Annotated in this window: 15 protein-coding genes; 6 read left to right on the top strand and 9 right to left on the bottom strand. The window is 63.7% G+C overall.

Features of this window, described 5'->3' with window-relative positions; genetic code table 11:
- The first annotated feature begins 31 nt into the window (after window positions 1-31).
- Window positions 32-1279, top strand: a complete 1248-nt coding sequence (locus B5P46_RS30420) for an MFS transporter (protein WP_129421981.1) — start codon at window positions 32-34, stop codon at window positions 1277-1279.
- 353 nt (window positions 1280-1632) lie between these two features.
- Here B5P46_RS30420 and B5P46_RS30410 read toward each other — a convergent pair whose 3' ends face one another.
- The 6 genes from B5P46_RS30410 to hemC all read right to left on the bottom strand — a co-directional run bounded on the left by B5P46_RS30410 (window position 1633) and on the right by hemC (window position 7492).
- Entirely contained in the window at window positions 1633-2406 is a 774-nt protein-coding gene (locus tag B5P46_RS30410) for a glutamine amidotransferase (RefSeq protein ID WP_129421980.1), read from the bottom strand.
- Window positions 2375-2860 (bottom strand): TerB family tellurite resistance protein, encoded by a 486-nt coding sequence (locus B5P46_RS30405; RefSeq protein WP_129421979.1) that lies wholly within the window; start codon window positions 2858-2860, stop codon window positions 2375-2377. The genes B5P46_RS30410 and B5P46_RS30405 overlap by 32 nt, the downstream gene beginning before the upstream one ends.
- A 17-nt stretch (window positions 2861-2877) precedes the next feature.
- Window positions 2878-4500, bottom strand: a complete 1623-nt coding sequence (locus B5P46_RS30400) for a heme biosynthesis protein HemY (protein ID WP_129421978.1) — start codon at window positions 4498-4500, stop codon at window positions 2878-2880.
- 4 nt (window positions 4501-4504) lie between these two features.
- The gene (locus B5P46_RS30395) at window positions 4505-5779 is read right to left on the bottom strand and encodes a COG4223 family protein (protein WP_206735432.1); all 1275 of its coding nucleotides are present in this window, start codon (window positions 5777-5779) and stop codon (window positions 4505-4507) included.
- Between the two features lie 68 nt (window positions 5780-5847).
- Complete coding sequence (locus B5P46_RS30390) at window positions 5848-6555, bottom strand: uroporphyrinogen-III synthase (RefSeq protein ID WP_129421976.1); 708 nt, start codon at window positions 6553-6555, stop codon at window positions 5848-5850.
- Window positions 6556-6562: 7 nt separating this feature from the next.
- The gene (hemC, locus tag B5P46_RS30385) at window positions 6563-7492 is read right to left on the bottom strand and encodes a hydroxymethylbilane synthase (RefSeq protein ID WP_129421975.1); all 930 of its coding nucleotides are present in this window, start codon (window positions 7490-7492) and stop codon (window positions 6563-6565) included.
- A gap of 72 nt (window positions 7493-7564) precedes the next feature.
- Between hemC and tsaD the strand changes: the two genes are divergently transcribed.
- From tsaD to B5P46_RS30360, 5 genes are read left to right on the top strand one after another with little or no spacing between them, the layout of a single operon-like run.
- Entirely contained in the window at window positions 7565-8686 is a 1122-nt protein-coding gene (gene tsaD / locus B5P46_RS30380) for a tRNA (adenosine(37)-N6)-threonylcarbamoyltransferase complex transferase subunit TsaD (protein WP_129421974.1), read from the top strand.
- Window positions 8683-9666: an NAD(P)H-dependent glycerol-3-phosphate dehydrogenase gene (locus B5P46_RS30375; RefSeq protein ID WP_129421973.1), complete on the top strand. Its 984-nt coding sequence runs from the start codon at window positions 8683-8685 to the stop codon at window positions 9664-9666. The genes tsaD and B5P46_RS30375 overlap by 4 nt, the downstream gene beginning before the upstream one ends.
- A 9-nt stretch (window positions 9667-9675) precedes the next feature.
- Window positions 9676-9969: a YciI-like protein gene (locus B5P46_RS30370; RefSeq protein ID WP_129421972.1), complete on the top strand. Its 294-nt coding sequence runs from the start codon at window positions 9676-9678 to the stop codon at window positions 9967-9969.
- A gap of 2 nt (window positions 9970-9971) precedes the next feature.
- A complete protein-coding gene (locus B5P46_RS30365) occupies window positions 9972-10403 on the top strand; it encodes an EVE domain-containing protein (RefSeq protein WP_003543603.1) in 432 nt (143 codons plus the stop codon).
- On the top strand, window positions 10400-11047 hold the full coding sequence (locus B5P46_RS30360; RefSeq protein WP_129421971.1) for a class I SAM-dependent methyltransferase: 648 nt from the start codon (window positions 10400-10402) through the stop codon (window positions 11045-11047). Before B5P46_RS30365 ends, B5P46_RS30360 begins: the two co-directional genes overlap by 4 nt.
- Before the next feature lie 53 nt (window positions 11048-11100).
- Here B5P46_RS30360 and B5P46_RS30355 read toward each other — a convergent pair whose 3' ends face one another.
- The 3 genes from B5P46_RS30355 to B5P46_RS30345 form a co-directional block, all read right to left on the bottom strand.
- Window positions 11101-12072: an ornithine cyclodeaminase family protein gene (locus B5P46_RS30355; protein WP_129421970.1), complete on the bottom strand. Its 972-nt coding sequence runs from the start codon at window positions 12070-12072 to the stop codon at window positions 11101-11103.
- Window positions 12073-12230: 158 nt separating this feature from the next.
- Window positions 12231-12878 carry an amino acid ABC transporter permease gene (locus B5P46_RS30350; RefSeq protein ID WP_027689407.1) on the bottom strand — a complete coding sequence of 216 codons (648 nt, stop codon included), beginning with the start codon at window positions 12876-12878 and terminating at the stop codon, window positions 12231-12233.
- The gene (locus B5P46_RS30345) at window positions 12875-13543 is read right to left on the bottom strand and encodes an amino acid ABC transporter permease (RefSeq protein ID WP_129421969.1); all 669 of its coding nucleotides are present in this window, start codon (window positions 13541-13543) and stop codon (window positions 12875-12877) included. The genes B5P46_RS30350 and B5P46_RS30345 overlap by 4 nt, the downstream gene beginning before the upstream one ends.
- Window positions 13544-13642 lie beyond the last annotated feature (99 nt).

The following is a 13642-nucleotide window of genomic DNA, read 5'->3' as shown; positions in this document are numbered from 1 at the left end:
ATTTCGGCGCCCGTCTCCTCGGAAAACCTCCATGTCGTTTTCGCCCACCGGAGACCGTTTTGCCGCGTTCCGGCATTCGTCCTACACGCGGTTCTTCTTCGCGCGCTTCCTGCTTTCCTTCTCGCAGCAGATCGTCAGCGTCGCCGTCGGCTGGCAGATGTACGACCAGACGGGCAGCGCGATCTATCTCGGCTTAATCGGTCTCGTGCAGTTCCTGCCGTCGCTGCTGCTCATCCTCGTCACCGGTTCGGTAGCCGATCGGTACAATCGCCGGGCGATCGCGGCCCTCTGCTCGATGGTGAGCGCGCTCTGTACGCTGGCGCTGCTGGTTATGACTTTAATGGGAACCTTTACGCCGCTGCCTGTCTTCGCGGTGCTTTTGATCTTCGGCATCGAGCGCGCCTTCATGTCGCCGGCGGTACAGTCGCTGGCGCCCAATCTCGTGCCGGAGGAGGTACTCTCCAATGCGATCGCCTGGAATTCGTCGTCCTGGCAGCTCGCGGCAATCACCGGGCCGGTGCTCGGCGGTCTGCTCTACGGTGTCAGTGCGCCGACTGCCTATACGGTAGCGGTGATCTTTTCCGTGCTCGGTGCCGCCCTTCTCTACATGATCCCGAAACCTGTGCAGAAGACTTCGGGCGAGACCAAGAGCTGGGCGATGATCCTCGGCGGCTTCAGTTTCATCCGAGCTGAAAAGGTGGTGCTCGGGGCGATCTCGCTCGATCTCTTCGCCGTGCTGCTCGGCGGGGCCACGGCGCTGATGCCGATTTTTGCGCGCGATATCCTCACCCTCGGTCCCTGGGGCCTCGGACTGCTGCGCGCCGCACCCGGACTTGGCGCCATCGTCATGGCGATCTTCCTTGCTGCCTATCCGCTCAAATATCGCGCCGGCATCTACATGTTCATCGGCGTCGCCCTGTTCGGTGTCGGAACGATCATCTTCGGCATATCGACCAATACCGAGGTCTCGATCGCGGCGCTGGCGCTGATGGGGGCGGCCGACATGGTGTCGGTCTATGTGCGCGAGAGCCTGATTGCGCTCTGGACGCCGGATCAGCTGCGCGGCCGCGTCAATGCGGTCAACATGGTCTTCGTCGGCGCTTCTAACGAACTCGGGGAATTCAGGGCGGGCACGATGGCGGCGATCTTCGGCGCGGTGCCGGCGGTCGTCATCGGTGGGGTCGGGACGCTTGTCGTGGCGGCGATCTGGGCGTCGAGTTTCCCCAAATTGCGCCGGATCGATACGCTCGACGCGCCTACCCCAGCGCAATCGATTTAAGGATTAGAGCCTTTCCTGGTCAGCTTGAACCATTCTGTTGGCTCAAACGGAGTCGGATGGTCGACCGGCCGGCGCGTCGTAGCCCAGCTCTACGGCCAAGCCGGCCGGTCGATCAGCCGGCCCGTTTCAGCCAACCTCCCGCAGATTTGCGTGGCAAATCTGCAAGACTTAAAATCGCCGGACGCACTTGTCGCTTCGCATGGCGAAGCGGTGCGGCCGGTGGGCCGGGCATCTTTCCGCCAGGATCAGAGGCGATCGGCTCGGACGTACCAAGAGGTATGCCTTTCGCCAATCGCCTCTGCCCTAACGAAAACCTGCTCCGGCAGAATGCTTCAATCTGACCAGGAAAGGCTCTAAGCGCGAAGAGCGATAGAGGACGCCGCCTTCGCCGTCTTTCCTTCGAAGACGATGTCGAGGAATTCGGTCAGCCAGGCTTTCAGCGGCGCGTCGAACAGCATGCGGCCTTCGAGATGTTCGCGGCCCTGCTGGGCATTCGGCAGGATGAAGCGATGGGCGCCATGCACGACCCAGCGATGCATCATCACCCGGGTCAGTTCGGCATGGAATTGCAGGCCCCAGGCGTTGCCCTCGTAGCGGAAGGCCTGGTTGGGATAGGCATCGCCTTCGGCCAGCAGGTCGGCGCCGCGCGGCAGCTCGAAGCCCTCGCGGTGGAAATGATAGACCATCTTCGGCCAGTGCATCAGCAGGCGGCCCTTCTCGGTCGGGTGCAGCGGATACCAGCCGATCTCCGTCGAGCCGTCGGCATTCGACTGCACCTTGCCGCCGAGATGACGGACCAGCATCTGCGCGCCAAGGCAGATACCGAGATAGGGGCGCTTTTCCCGGAGCGGAATGTCGATCCAGTCGATCTCCTTCTTGACGAAGTCATCGGGATCATTGGCACTCATAGGCCCGCCGAAGACGACGGCGCCGGCATGGTCTTTCAGTGTTGTCGGAAGGGGCTGGCCCAGAACCGGGCGACGGATATCGAGGCGGTAGCCCTTTTCGACGAGCAACTGGCCGACGCGGCCGGGGCTCGACCGCTCCTGATGCAGGACGATGAGGATCGGGCGCCCGTCGCGGTTCGGGTTTTGCTCAGTCGGCATCATCTTGCGCAACCTGGACATCCGTCACCCTGGCGGCGGCCTCCTGCCGCTTCTGGATGCGCTCGCGCGAGGAGACGCCGAGCAGATCGGCGATACGCCAGATCACATGGTCTTCCATCTCGCTGCGTTCGCCATCGGCATAGACGATGTCCCAGAGGATGCCGATCAGCTCCAGCCGTTGCTCGGTATTGAGATGGCGCTTCAGGTCGGCGGTGAAGCGATAATAGTCGACGGCGGAGCTTTCGGCCTCGAGGCCGGCGGCCATCAGAGCATCGAGCTGCTTGCCGTCGAGCGCATACTGCTCCTTCAGGAGCTTGCGCAGCCGTTTCTTCTCGCTGGCTTTGATCTGGCCGTCGGCCTCCATGACCTGCATGCAGAGCGCTGCCACTGTGATGCGCGGATCATCAGGGGCAAAACCTTTCTTCGGGTGGTCGGCGGTGAGATTCTGGAAGAATGCCTGAAAGCGTTCGAACATGCGGTTTTCGTTCCATTTCAGAAAAGACGGAGCCGTGTCTTGGGTTCCGGTTCCACCCTGGGATCGCGAACGCCGGGATCATCCGGCAGTCCGCCAAAGAAAGGTTTCGCCTCGCTCGGCGCCGGCGCTTTATCGCTCACGGCCGGTTCGGCGGGTTTCGGTTTTGCCGATGCCGGTGCTGGTGCCGGCGTGGGGCGCACAGCCTCGGCAATCGTCGCGGCGCGTTCCAACTCAATGATGCGATGGTCGTTGACCGGGCTTTCCGGCCTGACGTCACGCAGCGGCGGCAATGTCTTCAAAGCCGTTTCGATCGAGGCTGGCGCCGAACCGTCTTCGAGTGCACCCTCGATCTGGCCGAAGGGCGCCTTCCATTCGAAGGCGTCGAGACGGCCGGTCACCGGCGACACCGGCAGCCACTTGTCGGATACGAAGCCGTCTGCCACCCAGGCCGGATCGCGCGGCGCCTTGAGCGCCTGGGCCAGCCAATGGCGCACGCGGCCCTGGTCTCCGGTCTCGGCTTCTTCGATGTCGGCCAACAGCAGGTACGCGGCTTCACGCGGCTGCATGCGCGCCGCTGCCTCCGCCTTCGCGCGAGCCTTGGCGAATTCCTGCGCGTCGAGGGCTGCCTGGGCGACGACGAGAAGCGATTCGACGTTGTTCGGGCGCTGCCCTTCCAGCCGTTCGGCGCGCTTCAGCCGGTCGAGCGTGGAATCGCCGCTGCGGGCCCTGACATAGGCTTGGCCGATCTCAGGATGAGGTGCCGATTTCCATGCCTGTTCGAGGATCGAGGCGGCCTTGCGCACGCCGCCTTCGCGAAACAGCGCCTTTGCGGCGATGAGGGCGGCCGGAATGAAATCGGCGGCAAGCTTCAGCGCCTGCAGAGCGTCGTCGCGGGCACCCGTCGGGTTGCTTTCCAGCTTCTCGCCGGCGCGCGCCGTCAGGAGCACGGCGTGCAAACGGTTGGCTTCGGCCTTTTCGACGACGCGGGCGGCCTTCTGCTGTTCGAGCAGGCGGATCGCATCGTCCCAGCGGCCGGCCTGGCTGCGATATTCGAGCGTCGCCTGTGCGGCCCAGGGAAGATATGGCGCGTTGTCGGCAGCCTTTTCGGCATATTGGCGGGCGGCCTCGTTGGCCCCGAGACGGCGGGCTTCCAGATAGAGGCCGCGCAGGCCGAGTTCGCGCGTCTCGGGATCGTTGGCCATGGCCTCGAACTTGGCGCGCGCCTCATCATGGCGACCTTCGATCAGGGCGGCCTGGGCCTCGAGCAGGTTGATCAGCGGTTCCTGATCGGCGCGGATGAGGCCACGCGAGCGGGCGGCCATCTTGCGGGCAAGCAGCGCATTGCCGGCGCCGGCGGCGATCAGGCCGGTCGACAGCGCCTGATACCCGCGGTCCCGCTTACGGGCGCGGAAATAACGCGTCACCGAATACGGCGAGGTCCAGACCAGGCGGACGAACCACCAGGCGATCATCACGGCGGCCACGAGGGCGATGATCGCGCTGGCGGCGACGATCAGCTTCGTCTGGTAGATCTGACCCTCCCAGATCAGCGAGAGGTCACCGGGACGATCGGCGAGCCAGGAGAAGCCATAGGCGAGAAGCAGCACGAAGAGGGCGAAGACGACAAGGCGGATCAGCATGGTCTTATCCTTCCTTGCCGGTGCCGGAAACCGCTTTCGACAGCGCCCCGCCGACCAGCTCCTCGACGCGAATGCGGGCTTCGAGCGATTGCTTGAAGGCGGCGGACGCCTGTTTGCCGAGAGCCGGCAGGTTGTTCCATTCGGCGGAGGCGCCGGGCAGGTCGCCGCTTTTCACCTTGTCCTCCATACGGGCGGCAATGGCTTCGACGCTTTCGCCCTCGATATTGCCGACGGGACGGACGCTCACCAGCGACTTGGCGCTCGACATTAGCCGGTCCGACCAGCTTTGGTTCGGGTCCGGCTGGTTGACGGCTTCGACGATCGCGGTGGCGACATCGGGAACCTCGCCCACCAGCTCGGTGCGTGAGGGAATGCCGGTCTCGGCAAAGGCTTTGAGGTCGGCGACGGCTGGATCGTCGGGCGCGACGCCGGCGAAAGTGTCGAGTTCGGCCAGGAACGGGCCACCGCGATCGATCGCCGCCTTCAGGGCGGCAGCGGCGATCGCCCGGGCAACGGCGACGTCCTCGCGCGGCTCGTTCAGCTTCTTTTCGGCCTCTTCGAGGCGCTTGCTGATATCGGCGCCGCTCGTCGTCTGCTGCTCGGATGACTGGGCAAGCGTCGAGCGCAGCTGGTCGACCTGACCGGTCAGTTCCGCAATCTTCTGGTTGAGTGCATCGACATTGACAGGATCGGCCGGCGTGTCGGCCGCGGGAGCCCTTGCAGCCGTTTCCAGCGCAGCGACGCGTTTCGCAAGCTCACCGTCATCCGTGCTCGCCGGATTGGCGGCAAGGTTGGCGACGGCCTGTTTCAGGCCGTCGATCTCACCGGCAAGATCGGCAGTCTCCGGCGAGGTCGTCTGCGGCGCAGAGGAGCCCGGGAGGTAACCGGCATACTGGATGGCGCCGGCGCCAAGCAGCGCTACGAGGCCGCCGAAGATGCCGGCGGCAATCAGACCCGAGGTGCCGGCGCTCTTCGGCGCGGGCTGTTCAGGAGGAGGAGGGGTAAAGGAGGGTTGCGGGGCTACCGGTTCCTCTTCCGGCACATCCGTTCCAGGCTCGTCTTCATGTTCGGCATGCGACGCAGCTTCGGATTCGGGCGGCAGGCCGACATCGGCAGCGGCGGTCCCGTCGGCATCGCCGGTTTCGTTGTCTAACGGTTTTTCTGTATCGGCTGCAGCGGCAAATTCCTGTGCATCGAGGTCGATCGTGACCGGCTCGTCGGCGCTCTTCGAATGGCGTGGCGGGTTTCCCGATACCATGAGGTCCTCTTTATTCTGCATTGCAACGAAACTAGACAGTGATGCCAGTTAAGGGAAGAGGTTAGATCAAATTTGGGCGGTTAGAGCCTTCAAAGGAGCGACAAAAGGCTTTTCTCATCCGGCATCGGCGAAATCACTACGTTTTTTCGGAGTGCCGCCGGAACGCCCTCCGCCACCGCCTCGCTGAGGCAGAAAAGGCAGATTTCGCTGTGTTCCGGCACAGCGGATCGCAGTTTCGGCACGCGAAAGAAATCCTCGGCCGTCTGCCGGGAATAGAAGAGTATGGCCTCAGGGCGAGACCTTGAGAAAATCGCTTCGATCTCGGCCGGGCCGGGAACGACCGGCTGCATGCGATAGCATTCGGTGACGGAAAAACGGATGCTGCGTTCGCGCAATCCTGCTTCGAAGGTTTCGGCGCGCGGCATGCCGGCAAGATAGAGTAACCCGTCGGTTCCTCGCGCCGCGACGAGATCGGCGAGATCACGGCCGTTGCCCTGGGATGAGGCGACGGATCGGAAGCCAAGGCTGCGCGCCTCTTCCGCCGTCGTTTCCCCCACTGCAAAAAGCAGGCGGGCAAGATGCGGACGAAGTTTCTCCCCGAGAGCGGAGAGGACCCTGATGGCTTCGGCGCTGGTCACGGCGATTGCGCCGCTGGTGGTTGCAAGCGCGGCTAGGGCGGCGGCGCTGTCGTGCAGCGGCTGACGCAGCGGCAGCAGCAGCGGCTCGTGGCCCATATCGCGCAAACGTTGTGCGGTTCTAGTCGCCGAATGCGCGGGGCGGGTGACGAGCACACGCATGGCCGCTTCAGTGCCAGTCGTCGAAAAAGGCGCTGCCGGCTCTGGCACGTACGTCCTGGCCGGCGCGGGTGCCGAGCGCTGCCGCATCGCGGCGGTGGCCGTCGGTCGTCACCGCATGCTGGCTGCGGCCGTCGGGGGTGATGATGAGGCCGGAGAACCGGATCAGGTCGCCTTCGCAGACGGCATAACCGCCGATCGGCGTGCGGCAGGAGCCGTCGAGTGCGGCGAGGAAGGCGCGTTCGCAGGAGACGGTGTCGAAAGTCGGCGAGTCGTTGACCGGCGCCAGCAGATCGTCGACCCTGGCATCGCCGATGCGGCTTTCGATGCAGATCGCTCCCTGCGCCGGCGCCGGCGGGAAGGTGTCGGGATCGAGGATATCGGTCAGCACGTCGACCTTGCCGAGGCGTTTCAGGCCGGCAAGCGCCAGCAGGGTCGCATCCACCTCGCCCGCTTCGAGCTTGCGCAGGCGCGTTTCAACCAGGCCGCGGAAGGTGATGACGTTGATATCCGGCCGCATGCGGCGGATCAGTGCCTGGCGGCGGAGCGAGGATGAACCGACGGTGGCGCCATGCGGCAGGTCGATCAGTTTGCGCGCGGTGCGGCCGATGACGGCGTCGCGGATATCTTCACGCGGCAGGTAGGCGGAGAGATAAAGCCCCTCGGGCAGCTTCGTCGCCATATCCTTGGCGGAATGCACGGCGAAATCGAGCTCGCCGGCGGTAAGCTTCTGTTCAAGTTCCTCGGTGAACAGGCCCTTGCCGCCGATCTCGGAAAGCGATCGGTCGGTGATACGGTCGCCCTTGGTCGTCAGCACGACGATCTCGAACATGTCCTCGGGCAGATGATGCGCCGCCATCAGCCTGTCGCGGGCCTCATGCGCCTGGGCAAGCGCCAGCGGGCTGCCCCGCGTGCCGATCCGGAAAGGTTTTGTTTGCATCCGCTCTATTCCGTTGTTACCGGAGTTCTCGTAAACGGGTTTCCATCCCATCGCAATCAACGAACAGGCTCTATGGTTCCCTTTCTGCGCATCCTTGGCATCGAAACGAGCTGCGACGAGACCGCCGCCGCGGTTGTCGAGCGCGATGCGGAGGGGCATTCCAACGTGCTGTCGGACGTCGTGCTTTCCCAGCTCGACGAGCATAGCGCCTACGGCGGCGTGGTGCCAGAGATCGCCGCACGCGCCCATGTCGAAGCGCTGGACGAGCTGATCGAGGAAGCGCTGAAGCGCGCCAATGTGTCGCTCAACGATGTCGACGCCATCGCCGCCACGTCGGGGCCGGGGCTGATCGGCGGGCTGCTGGTGGGGTTGATGACCGGCAAGGCGATCGCCAGAGCCGCCGGCAAGCCGCTCTATGCGATCAACCATCTCGAGGGCCATGCGTTGACGGCGCGGCTGACGGACGGGCTTTCATTTCCCTATCTGATGCTGCTCGTCTCCGGCGGCCATACCCAGCTCATCCTGGTGCGTGGTGTCGGGCAGTACGAGCGCTGGGGCACGACGATCGACGATGCGCTGGGCGAAGCCTTCGACAAGACGGCAAAGCTGCTCGGCCTGCCCTATCCCGGCGGCCCGGCGGTGGAGCGGATGGCGCAGGCCGGCAATCCCGATCGCTTCGACTTTCCGCGGCCGCTGGTCGGCGAGGCAAGGCTCGACTTTTCCTTCTCCGGCCTGAAGACAGCGGTGCGACAGGCGGCGCAGGATATCGCGCCGCTTAGCGATCAGGACGTGGCGGATATCTGCGCCTCGTTTCAGAAGGCGGTTTCGCGGACGCTGAAGGACCGTATCGGCCGCGGCCTGCAGCGGTTCAAGACGGAGTTTCCGACGACATTCCCTGCTACTGGCCCTGCTACTGGCGAAAAGCCGGCGCTCGTCGTTGCCGGCGGTGTCGCCGCCAATCTCGAACTGCGCGGCACGCTGCAGGCGCTGTGCGACAAGAATGGCTTCCGCTTCGTCGCGCCGCCGCTCAGGCTTTGCACCGATAATGCCGTGATGATCGCCTGGGCGGGATTGGAGCGGATGGCGACCGGTGCCGCGCCGGATACGCTCGACGTGCAGCCGCGTTCGCGCTGGCCGCTCGATTCCAATGCGGAAACGCTGATCGGTTTCGGAAAACGAGGGGCCAAGGCATGAGCGAAAACATCGCCGTCGTCGGATCGGGGGCTTTCGGCACGGCGCTTGCCGCCGTCATCGCGCTTGCCGGCCGCAGCGCCGTGACACTTGTCGGGCGTAATCCGTCACTGATTGCCGATCTGAAGGCGGAACGGCTGCATGATGCGGTGCTGCCCGGAATTCTCCTGCCCGATGCGCTGGAATTTTCCGCCGAGGCGGATGCGATCGCTGGTGCCTCCATCGTGCTTTTTGCAATGCCGTCGCAGGCGCAGGCCGATGCGGCGCGGCAATACGGTCCTTATCTTTCCAAGGATGCTGTCGTCGTTACCTGTGCCAAGGGTATCGAACGGGCGACCGGCAATCTTTTGACCGACATGCTGGAACGGGAACTGCCGGACCATCCCGTCGCCGTCCTCTCCGGCCCGGGTTTTGCCGCCGATATCGCCAAGGGCCTGCCGACGGCTATGGCGATTGCCGCAGCCGACATGGAAATCGCGGAACGGCTCGCTCAGGCGATTTCCGGGCGGACCTTCCGGCTCTACGCTTCCAACGACCGGATCGGCGTGCAGCTCGGCGGCGCGCTGAAGAATGTGCTGGCGATCGCTTGCGGCATCGTCGAAGGCCGTGGCATCGGCGATTCCGCGCGTGCGGCGCTGATTGCGCGCGGTCTTGCCGAGATGTCGCGTTTCGTCGTCGCCCAGGGCGGGCAGGCGGATACGGTGCGCGGGCTTTCCGGCCTCGGCGATCTGGTGCTGACGGCAACGAGCCATCAATCGCGAAACCTGCGCTTCGGCATCGCGCTCGGGCGCGACGAAAAGACCGATCCCCTGCAGGGTGCGCTGGTGGAAGGCGCGTTTGCCGCCTCCGTCGCCTCGCGGCTTGCGGCGGAATTGAAGGTCAGCATGCCGATCACCGATGCCGTTTCCGCCATCATCGACGGCAGGCTCGATATCGCAGAGGCGATAGAGCAGCTGATGACGCGTCCGATCACCACCGAATAGGAGACAGACATGCTTTTCGCCCTTCTTTGCAAGGACAAACCGGGACATCTGAACGTGCGCATGGATACGCGTCCGACGCATATCGAGTATCTGAACAAGCTGAATGCGGAGGGCACGCTGAAGATCGCCGGCCCGTTTCTCGATGACGACGGCAAGCCCTGCGGCAGCCTGATCATCGTCGAAGCGGAATCGAAAGAGGCGGCGCGTGCGCTTGCCGATGCCGATCCCTATGCCGAGGCCGGGCTGTTCGAAAGCGTCGACGTGAAGGCCTATAACTGGGTCTTCAACAAACCGGAGGCGTGAGCATGGCGCATTGGCTCTATAAATCCGAACCCGCCTCCTGGTCGTGGGAGCAGCAGAAGGCTGCCGGCGAAAAGGGCACGGAATGGACCGGCGTCCGCAACTATCTGGCGCGCAACAATATGCGGGCGATGCAGATCGGCGACAAAGGCTTCTTCTATCATTCCAATGACGGGCTGGAGATCGTCGGCATCGTCGAAGTCTGCGCCCTGTCGCATCCCGATTCTTCCGCCAAGGGTGATCCGAAGTGGGATTGCGTCGATATCCGCGCCGTCATGGACGTGCCGAAGCCGGTGACGTTGAAGGACGTCAAGGCGAGCGAGAAGCTTGCCAAGATGGCGCTCGTCACCTCGATGCGGCTTTCGGTGCAGCCGGTGACCGAGGAAGAATATCTCGAAGTCTGCCGCATGGGCGGATTGGACAATCCGCCGCGTTGAAGACCGATCCGCAAGCCTTCATCCGCGCCAATACCAGCCTGATGCCGCCGCCGCATGTGCCGGAGATTTCGCTCTATCTGGCGAGCGAGGCGCATGAGCTCTGGTTGAAGACCGAGGAGGAGTTGGAGGCGATCGGCCTGCCGCCGCCCTTCTGGGCTTTTGCCTGGGCAGGCGGGCAGGGACTGGCGCGCTACATTCTCGATCATCCGGAAACGGTGCGCGGCAAGCGCGTGCTTGATTTCGCCAGCGGTTCCGGCCTTGTCGGCATTGCGGCTGTGATGGCCGGCGCCCGGGAAGTCACGGCCGCCGATATCGATCCCTGGACGGAAGCCGCAGTCCGGCTGAATGCCGCAGCCAACCGCGTTTCGCTCGGATTTACCGGCGCCGATCTGATCGGGCAGGCCGTCGATGCGGATATCGTGCTTGCCGGCGACGTCTTCTACGACCGCACTTTCGCCGATGCGCTCGTTCCCTGGTTCGCCAAGCTGGCAGCCGACGGCAGGTGGGTGCTGGTCGGAGACCCCGGACGCAGTTACCTGCCGCGGGATCGGCTGGAATTCTGCGCGGTTTATGAGGTGCCTGTAACGCGGGCGCTGGAGGATAGCGAAATCAAGAAGACGACGGTGTGGCGCTTCGCTCCTTAGGTCGGATCGACATTCAGGTTTCGATCATTCGCGATCGCCCGGACCAAAAGACGTCAGCCGGCGATCAAAGCTGTTTCATACACCATCGTCGCGGCGGCTAGATCGGCCAACGCCGTTCCGACTGCCTTGTAGAGAGTGATCTCATCGTTGGACGTCCGCGCTGGAATATCCCGGCGACACAGCTCGTCAAGTGTCGCACGCACTGCATCCGTAGAAATGACGCCGGCCCTGATCGGCTGAACCAGATCGCCTGCTTCGTGAAGAGCTTCGTGAGTGTCGATATAGACCGATGAGCGCCGAAGCGCCTCGTCATCGGCCTCGCGCATCGCCGGGGTGAAGCCGCCGATCAGATCGACATGGGTGCCCGGCCGCAGCCATTCGCCCCGGATAAGCGGTGCTGTCGCCAGCGTCGCCGCGCTGACGATATCGGCTTGCCGCGCCGCGGTTTCCAGATCCGTGACGGCAGTGGCCTGGAGCCCCTTTTGCCGGAGGCTCTGCGCCAGCCGTTCCGCACTGGCGGGATCGATATCCCAGATATCGACATGCGTGATCGGCCGGACGGCGCGGTAGGCATCGGGGATGAGGCTCGCGACGCGGCCTGCGCCGATCACCAGCAGACGGCGTGCGTCTTTTCGAGCAAGATAGTCCGCGGCAAGGGCTGATGCCGCTACCGTGCGGCGCGTGGTGATCGTGTTTCCGTCAAGTAGCGCAAGCTGCATCCCGGTCCGACCATCATAGAGCATGTAAGTCGAGGTCAAACCGGGAATGCCGCGCACCGTATTGCCGGGAAAGACGGTGACGATCTTGATGCCAAGGTAGCGCTCCGACCGGTGCGTTTCATGCCAGGCAGGCATCAGAAGCAGCGTCGCATCCGGCTCGCCGCTATTGGCTATCGTGTGGTGATGCCGTACCGGCACAACGCAGCCTTCGGCAAATGCTTGCCGCAGGGTCGCGACCAGCGTGCCGAATGGTAGGAGCTCGCCCGTTGTCCGGGCATCGAGAATACGGATTTGGGTGTCGGTCATTGAAGCGATCTCTCAGGAAGTTCTGACTGCTGGATAAAGCGAGTTCTGTGTGATTGAACGAGAGCCGCGTCGCCGCTGCGCGGCGCACCAGCTTTTCAACCGGCATCGGCCCTTTGGACACTCTGTTGCGATCGGAATGCGGAGCTACTCGGCACCGCTCAGCCAAACGCCGCTTTCTTCTCCAGAATTCTGGCGTATTGCGTCAGCGGATAGCACAGGGCGAAGAAGATCACCGCGACGAGACCGTAGACCTTGAAAGGTTCGAAGGTCGCGTTGTTGATGGCGTTCGCGGTTTTCAGCAGTTCGTCGAAGCCGAGGATCGAGGCCAGTGCGGTGCTCTTGATCAACTGGACCAAGAACCCGACAGTCGGCGCGCGCGTGATCCGGAAAGCCTGCGGCAGGATGACAAGGCGAAGTTCGAGGAGACGATGCAAGCCCAGGCTGGCTGCGGCGTCCCATTGCCCGCGCGGCACCGCCTCGACGCCGCTCCGCCAGATTTCGGCAAGATAAGCGCTGGCGTAGAATGTCAGGCCGCAGACGGCGGCGGTCCATGACTCAATCCGGAAGCCGAGCATCGGCAGGCCGAAGAACATCAGAAACAGCTGCATGAGGAGCGGGGTTCCCTGAAACAGGGCAATGTAGCCGGACGCGAAGCTGCGCGGCCAGCGCGTTTTCGATATGCGTGCAGACAGGATCGCCAGGCCAACGATGGCGCCGCCGGCAAAGGCTGCGAGCGAAAGCATAAGGGTCCAGCGTGTCGCGAAGACAAGATTGCGCAGAATGTCCCAGAAGGTGAACTCAATCATGCCAGACCGGCTCCCAGAAAACGGCGCTTCCCGGCGAAAAGGAGCCGGCGAAGTGCGGCGGACATCGAAAGGTAGATCAACGTCGCCACCAGATAGGTCTCGAAGGAGCGGAAGGTGCGCGACTGAAGCAGATCGGCCTCCTGCGCCAGCTCGCGGACGGATATTTGCGAAACAACCGCCGATTCCAGCATCATGATGATGATCTGGCTCGTCAGCGCCGGAAAGATGATGGCGATCGCTTGCGGCAGGATGATCTTGAAGAACACCAGCCGAGGCCTGAGGCCGAGTGCCTGCGCCGCCTCTTTCTGGCCTCTCGGTATGGCGTCGAGCCCGGCCCCGACCACCTCGATCGTGTAGGCCGCCATGTTGAGGGTCATGGCAAGGACGGCGGCAGTGATCGGATCGAGGCGAATGCCGAGGCTAGGTAAGCCAAAGAAGATGAAGAACAGCTGCACCAGGAATGGCGTGTTGCGCATGATTTCCACATACAGGCCGACAGCCTTGCGCAACCATGGATAAGGCCCCCGGCGCGCAGCCGCGCCGAGAACACTGAGAACGATCCCGAGGACCGATGTGGAGACCGTCAGTGCAAGCGTCGTGCCTGCGCCATAAGCCAGAGCTCCCATTCCGTCCCAAAGCCAATTGAAATCGAGGCTGTATCTCATCGCTTGTCCTTTGGAGCCGGATGATCCGGGCCGGGCCGGCCCGAAATCTCGATCCGCCTCTCAACCAAAGAATTGAAGCATGATGCCACCGCAATCGCT

The sequence above is a fragment of the Rhizobium leguminosarum genome (assembly GCF_004123835.1).
GTDB classification, from domain to species: domain Bacteria; phylum Pseudomonadota; class Alphaproteobacteria; order Rhizobiales; family Rhizobiaceae; genus Rhizobium; species Rhizobium leguminosarum_M.
Note: the sequence above shows the minus strand (reverse complement) of the source record. Positions and strands in the feature narration are given on the sequence as shown.

Excerpts from the sequence above, each read along its gene's own strand:
- B5P46_RS30345 (WP_129421969.1), bottom strand. The coding sequence starts at position 13,543 with ATGAGATACAGCCTCGATTTCAATTGGCTTTGGGACGGAATGGGAGCT.
- B5P46_RS30395 (WP_206735432.1), bottom strand. The coding sequence starts at position 5,779 with ATGCAGAATAAAGAGGACCTCATGGTATCGGGAAACCCGCCACGCCAT.
- B5P46_RS30420 (WP_129421981.1), top strand. The coding sequence starts at position 32 with ATGTCGTTTTCGCCCACCGGAGACCGTTTTGCCGCGTTCCGGCATTCG.
- hemC (WP_129421975.1), bottom strand. The coding sequence starts at position 7,492 with ATGCAAACAAAACCTTTCCGGATCGGCACGCGGGGCAGCCCGCTGGCG.
- B5P46_RS30410 (WP_129421980.1), bottom strand. The coding sequence starts at position 2,406 with ATGTCCAGGTTGCGCAAGATGATGCCGACTGAGCAAAACCCGAACCGC.
- B5P46_RS30370 (WP_129421972.1), top strand. The coding sequence starts at position 9,676 with ATGCTTTTCGCCCTTCTTTGCAAGGACAAACCGGGACATCTGAACGTG.
- B5P46_RS30355 (WP_129421970.1), bottom strand. The coding sequence starts at position 12,072 with ATGACCGACACCCAAATCCGTATTCTCGATGCCCGGACAACGGGCGAG.
- B5P46_RS30405 (WP_129421979.1), bottom strand. The coding sequence starts at position 2,860 with ATGTTCGAACGCTTTCAGGCATTCTTCCAGAATCTCACCGCCGACCAC.
- B5P46_RS30375 (WP_129421973.1), top strand. The coding sequence starts at position 8,683 with ATGAGCGAAAACATCGCCGTCGTCGGATCGGGGGCTTTCGGCACGGCG.
- B5P46_RS30390 (WP_129421976.1), bottom strand. The coding sequence starts at position 6,555 with ATGCGTGTGCTCGTCACCCGCCCCGCGCATTCGGCGACTAGAACCGCA.
- B5P46_RS30400 (WP_129421978.1), bottom strand. The coding sequence starts at position 4,500 with ATGCTGATCCGCCTTGTCGTCTTCGCCCTCTTCGTGCTGCTTCTCGCC.
- tsaD (WP_129421974.1), top strand. The coding sequence starts at position 7,565 with ATGGTTCCCTTTCTGCGCATCCTTGGCATCGAAACGAGCTGCGACGAG.
- B5P46_RS30365 (WP_003543603.1), top strand. The coding sequence starts at position 9,972 with ATGGCGCATTGGCTCTATAAATCCGAACCCGCCTCCTGGTCGTGGGAG.
- B5P46_RS30350 (WP_027689407.1), bottom strand. The coding sequence starts at position 12,878 with ATGATTGAGTTCACCTTCTGGGACATTCTGCGCAATCTTGTCTTCGCG.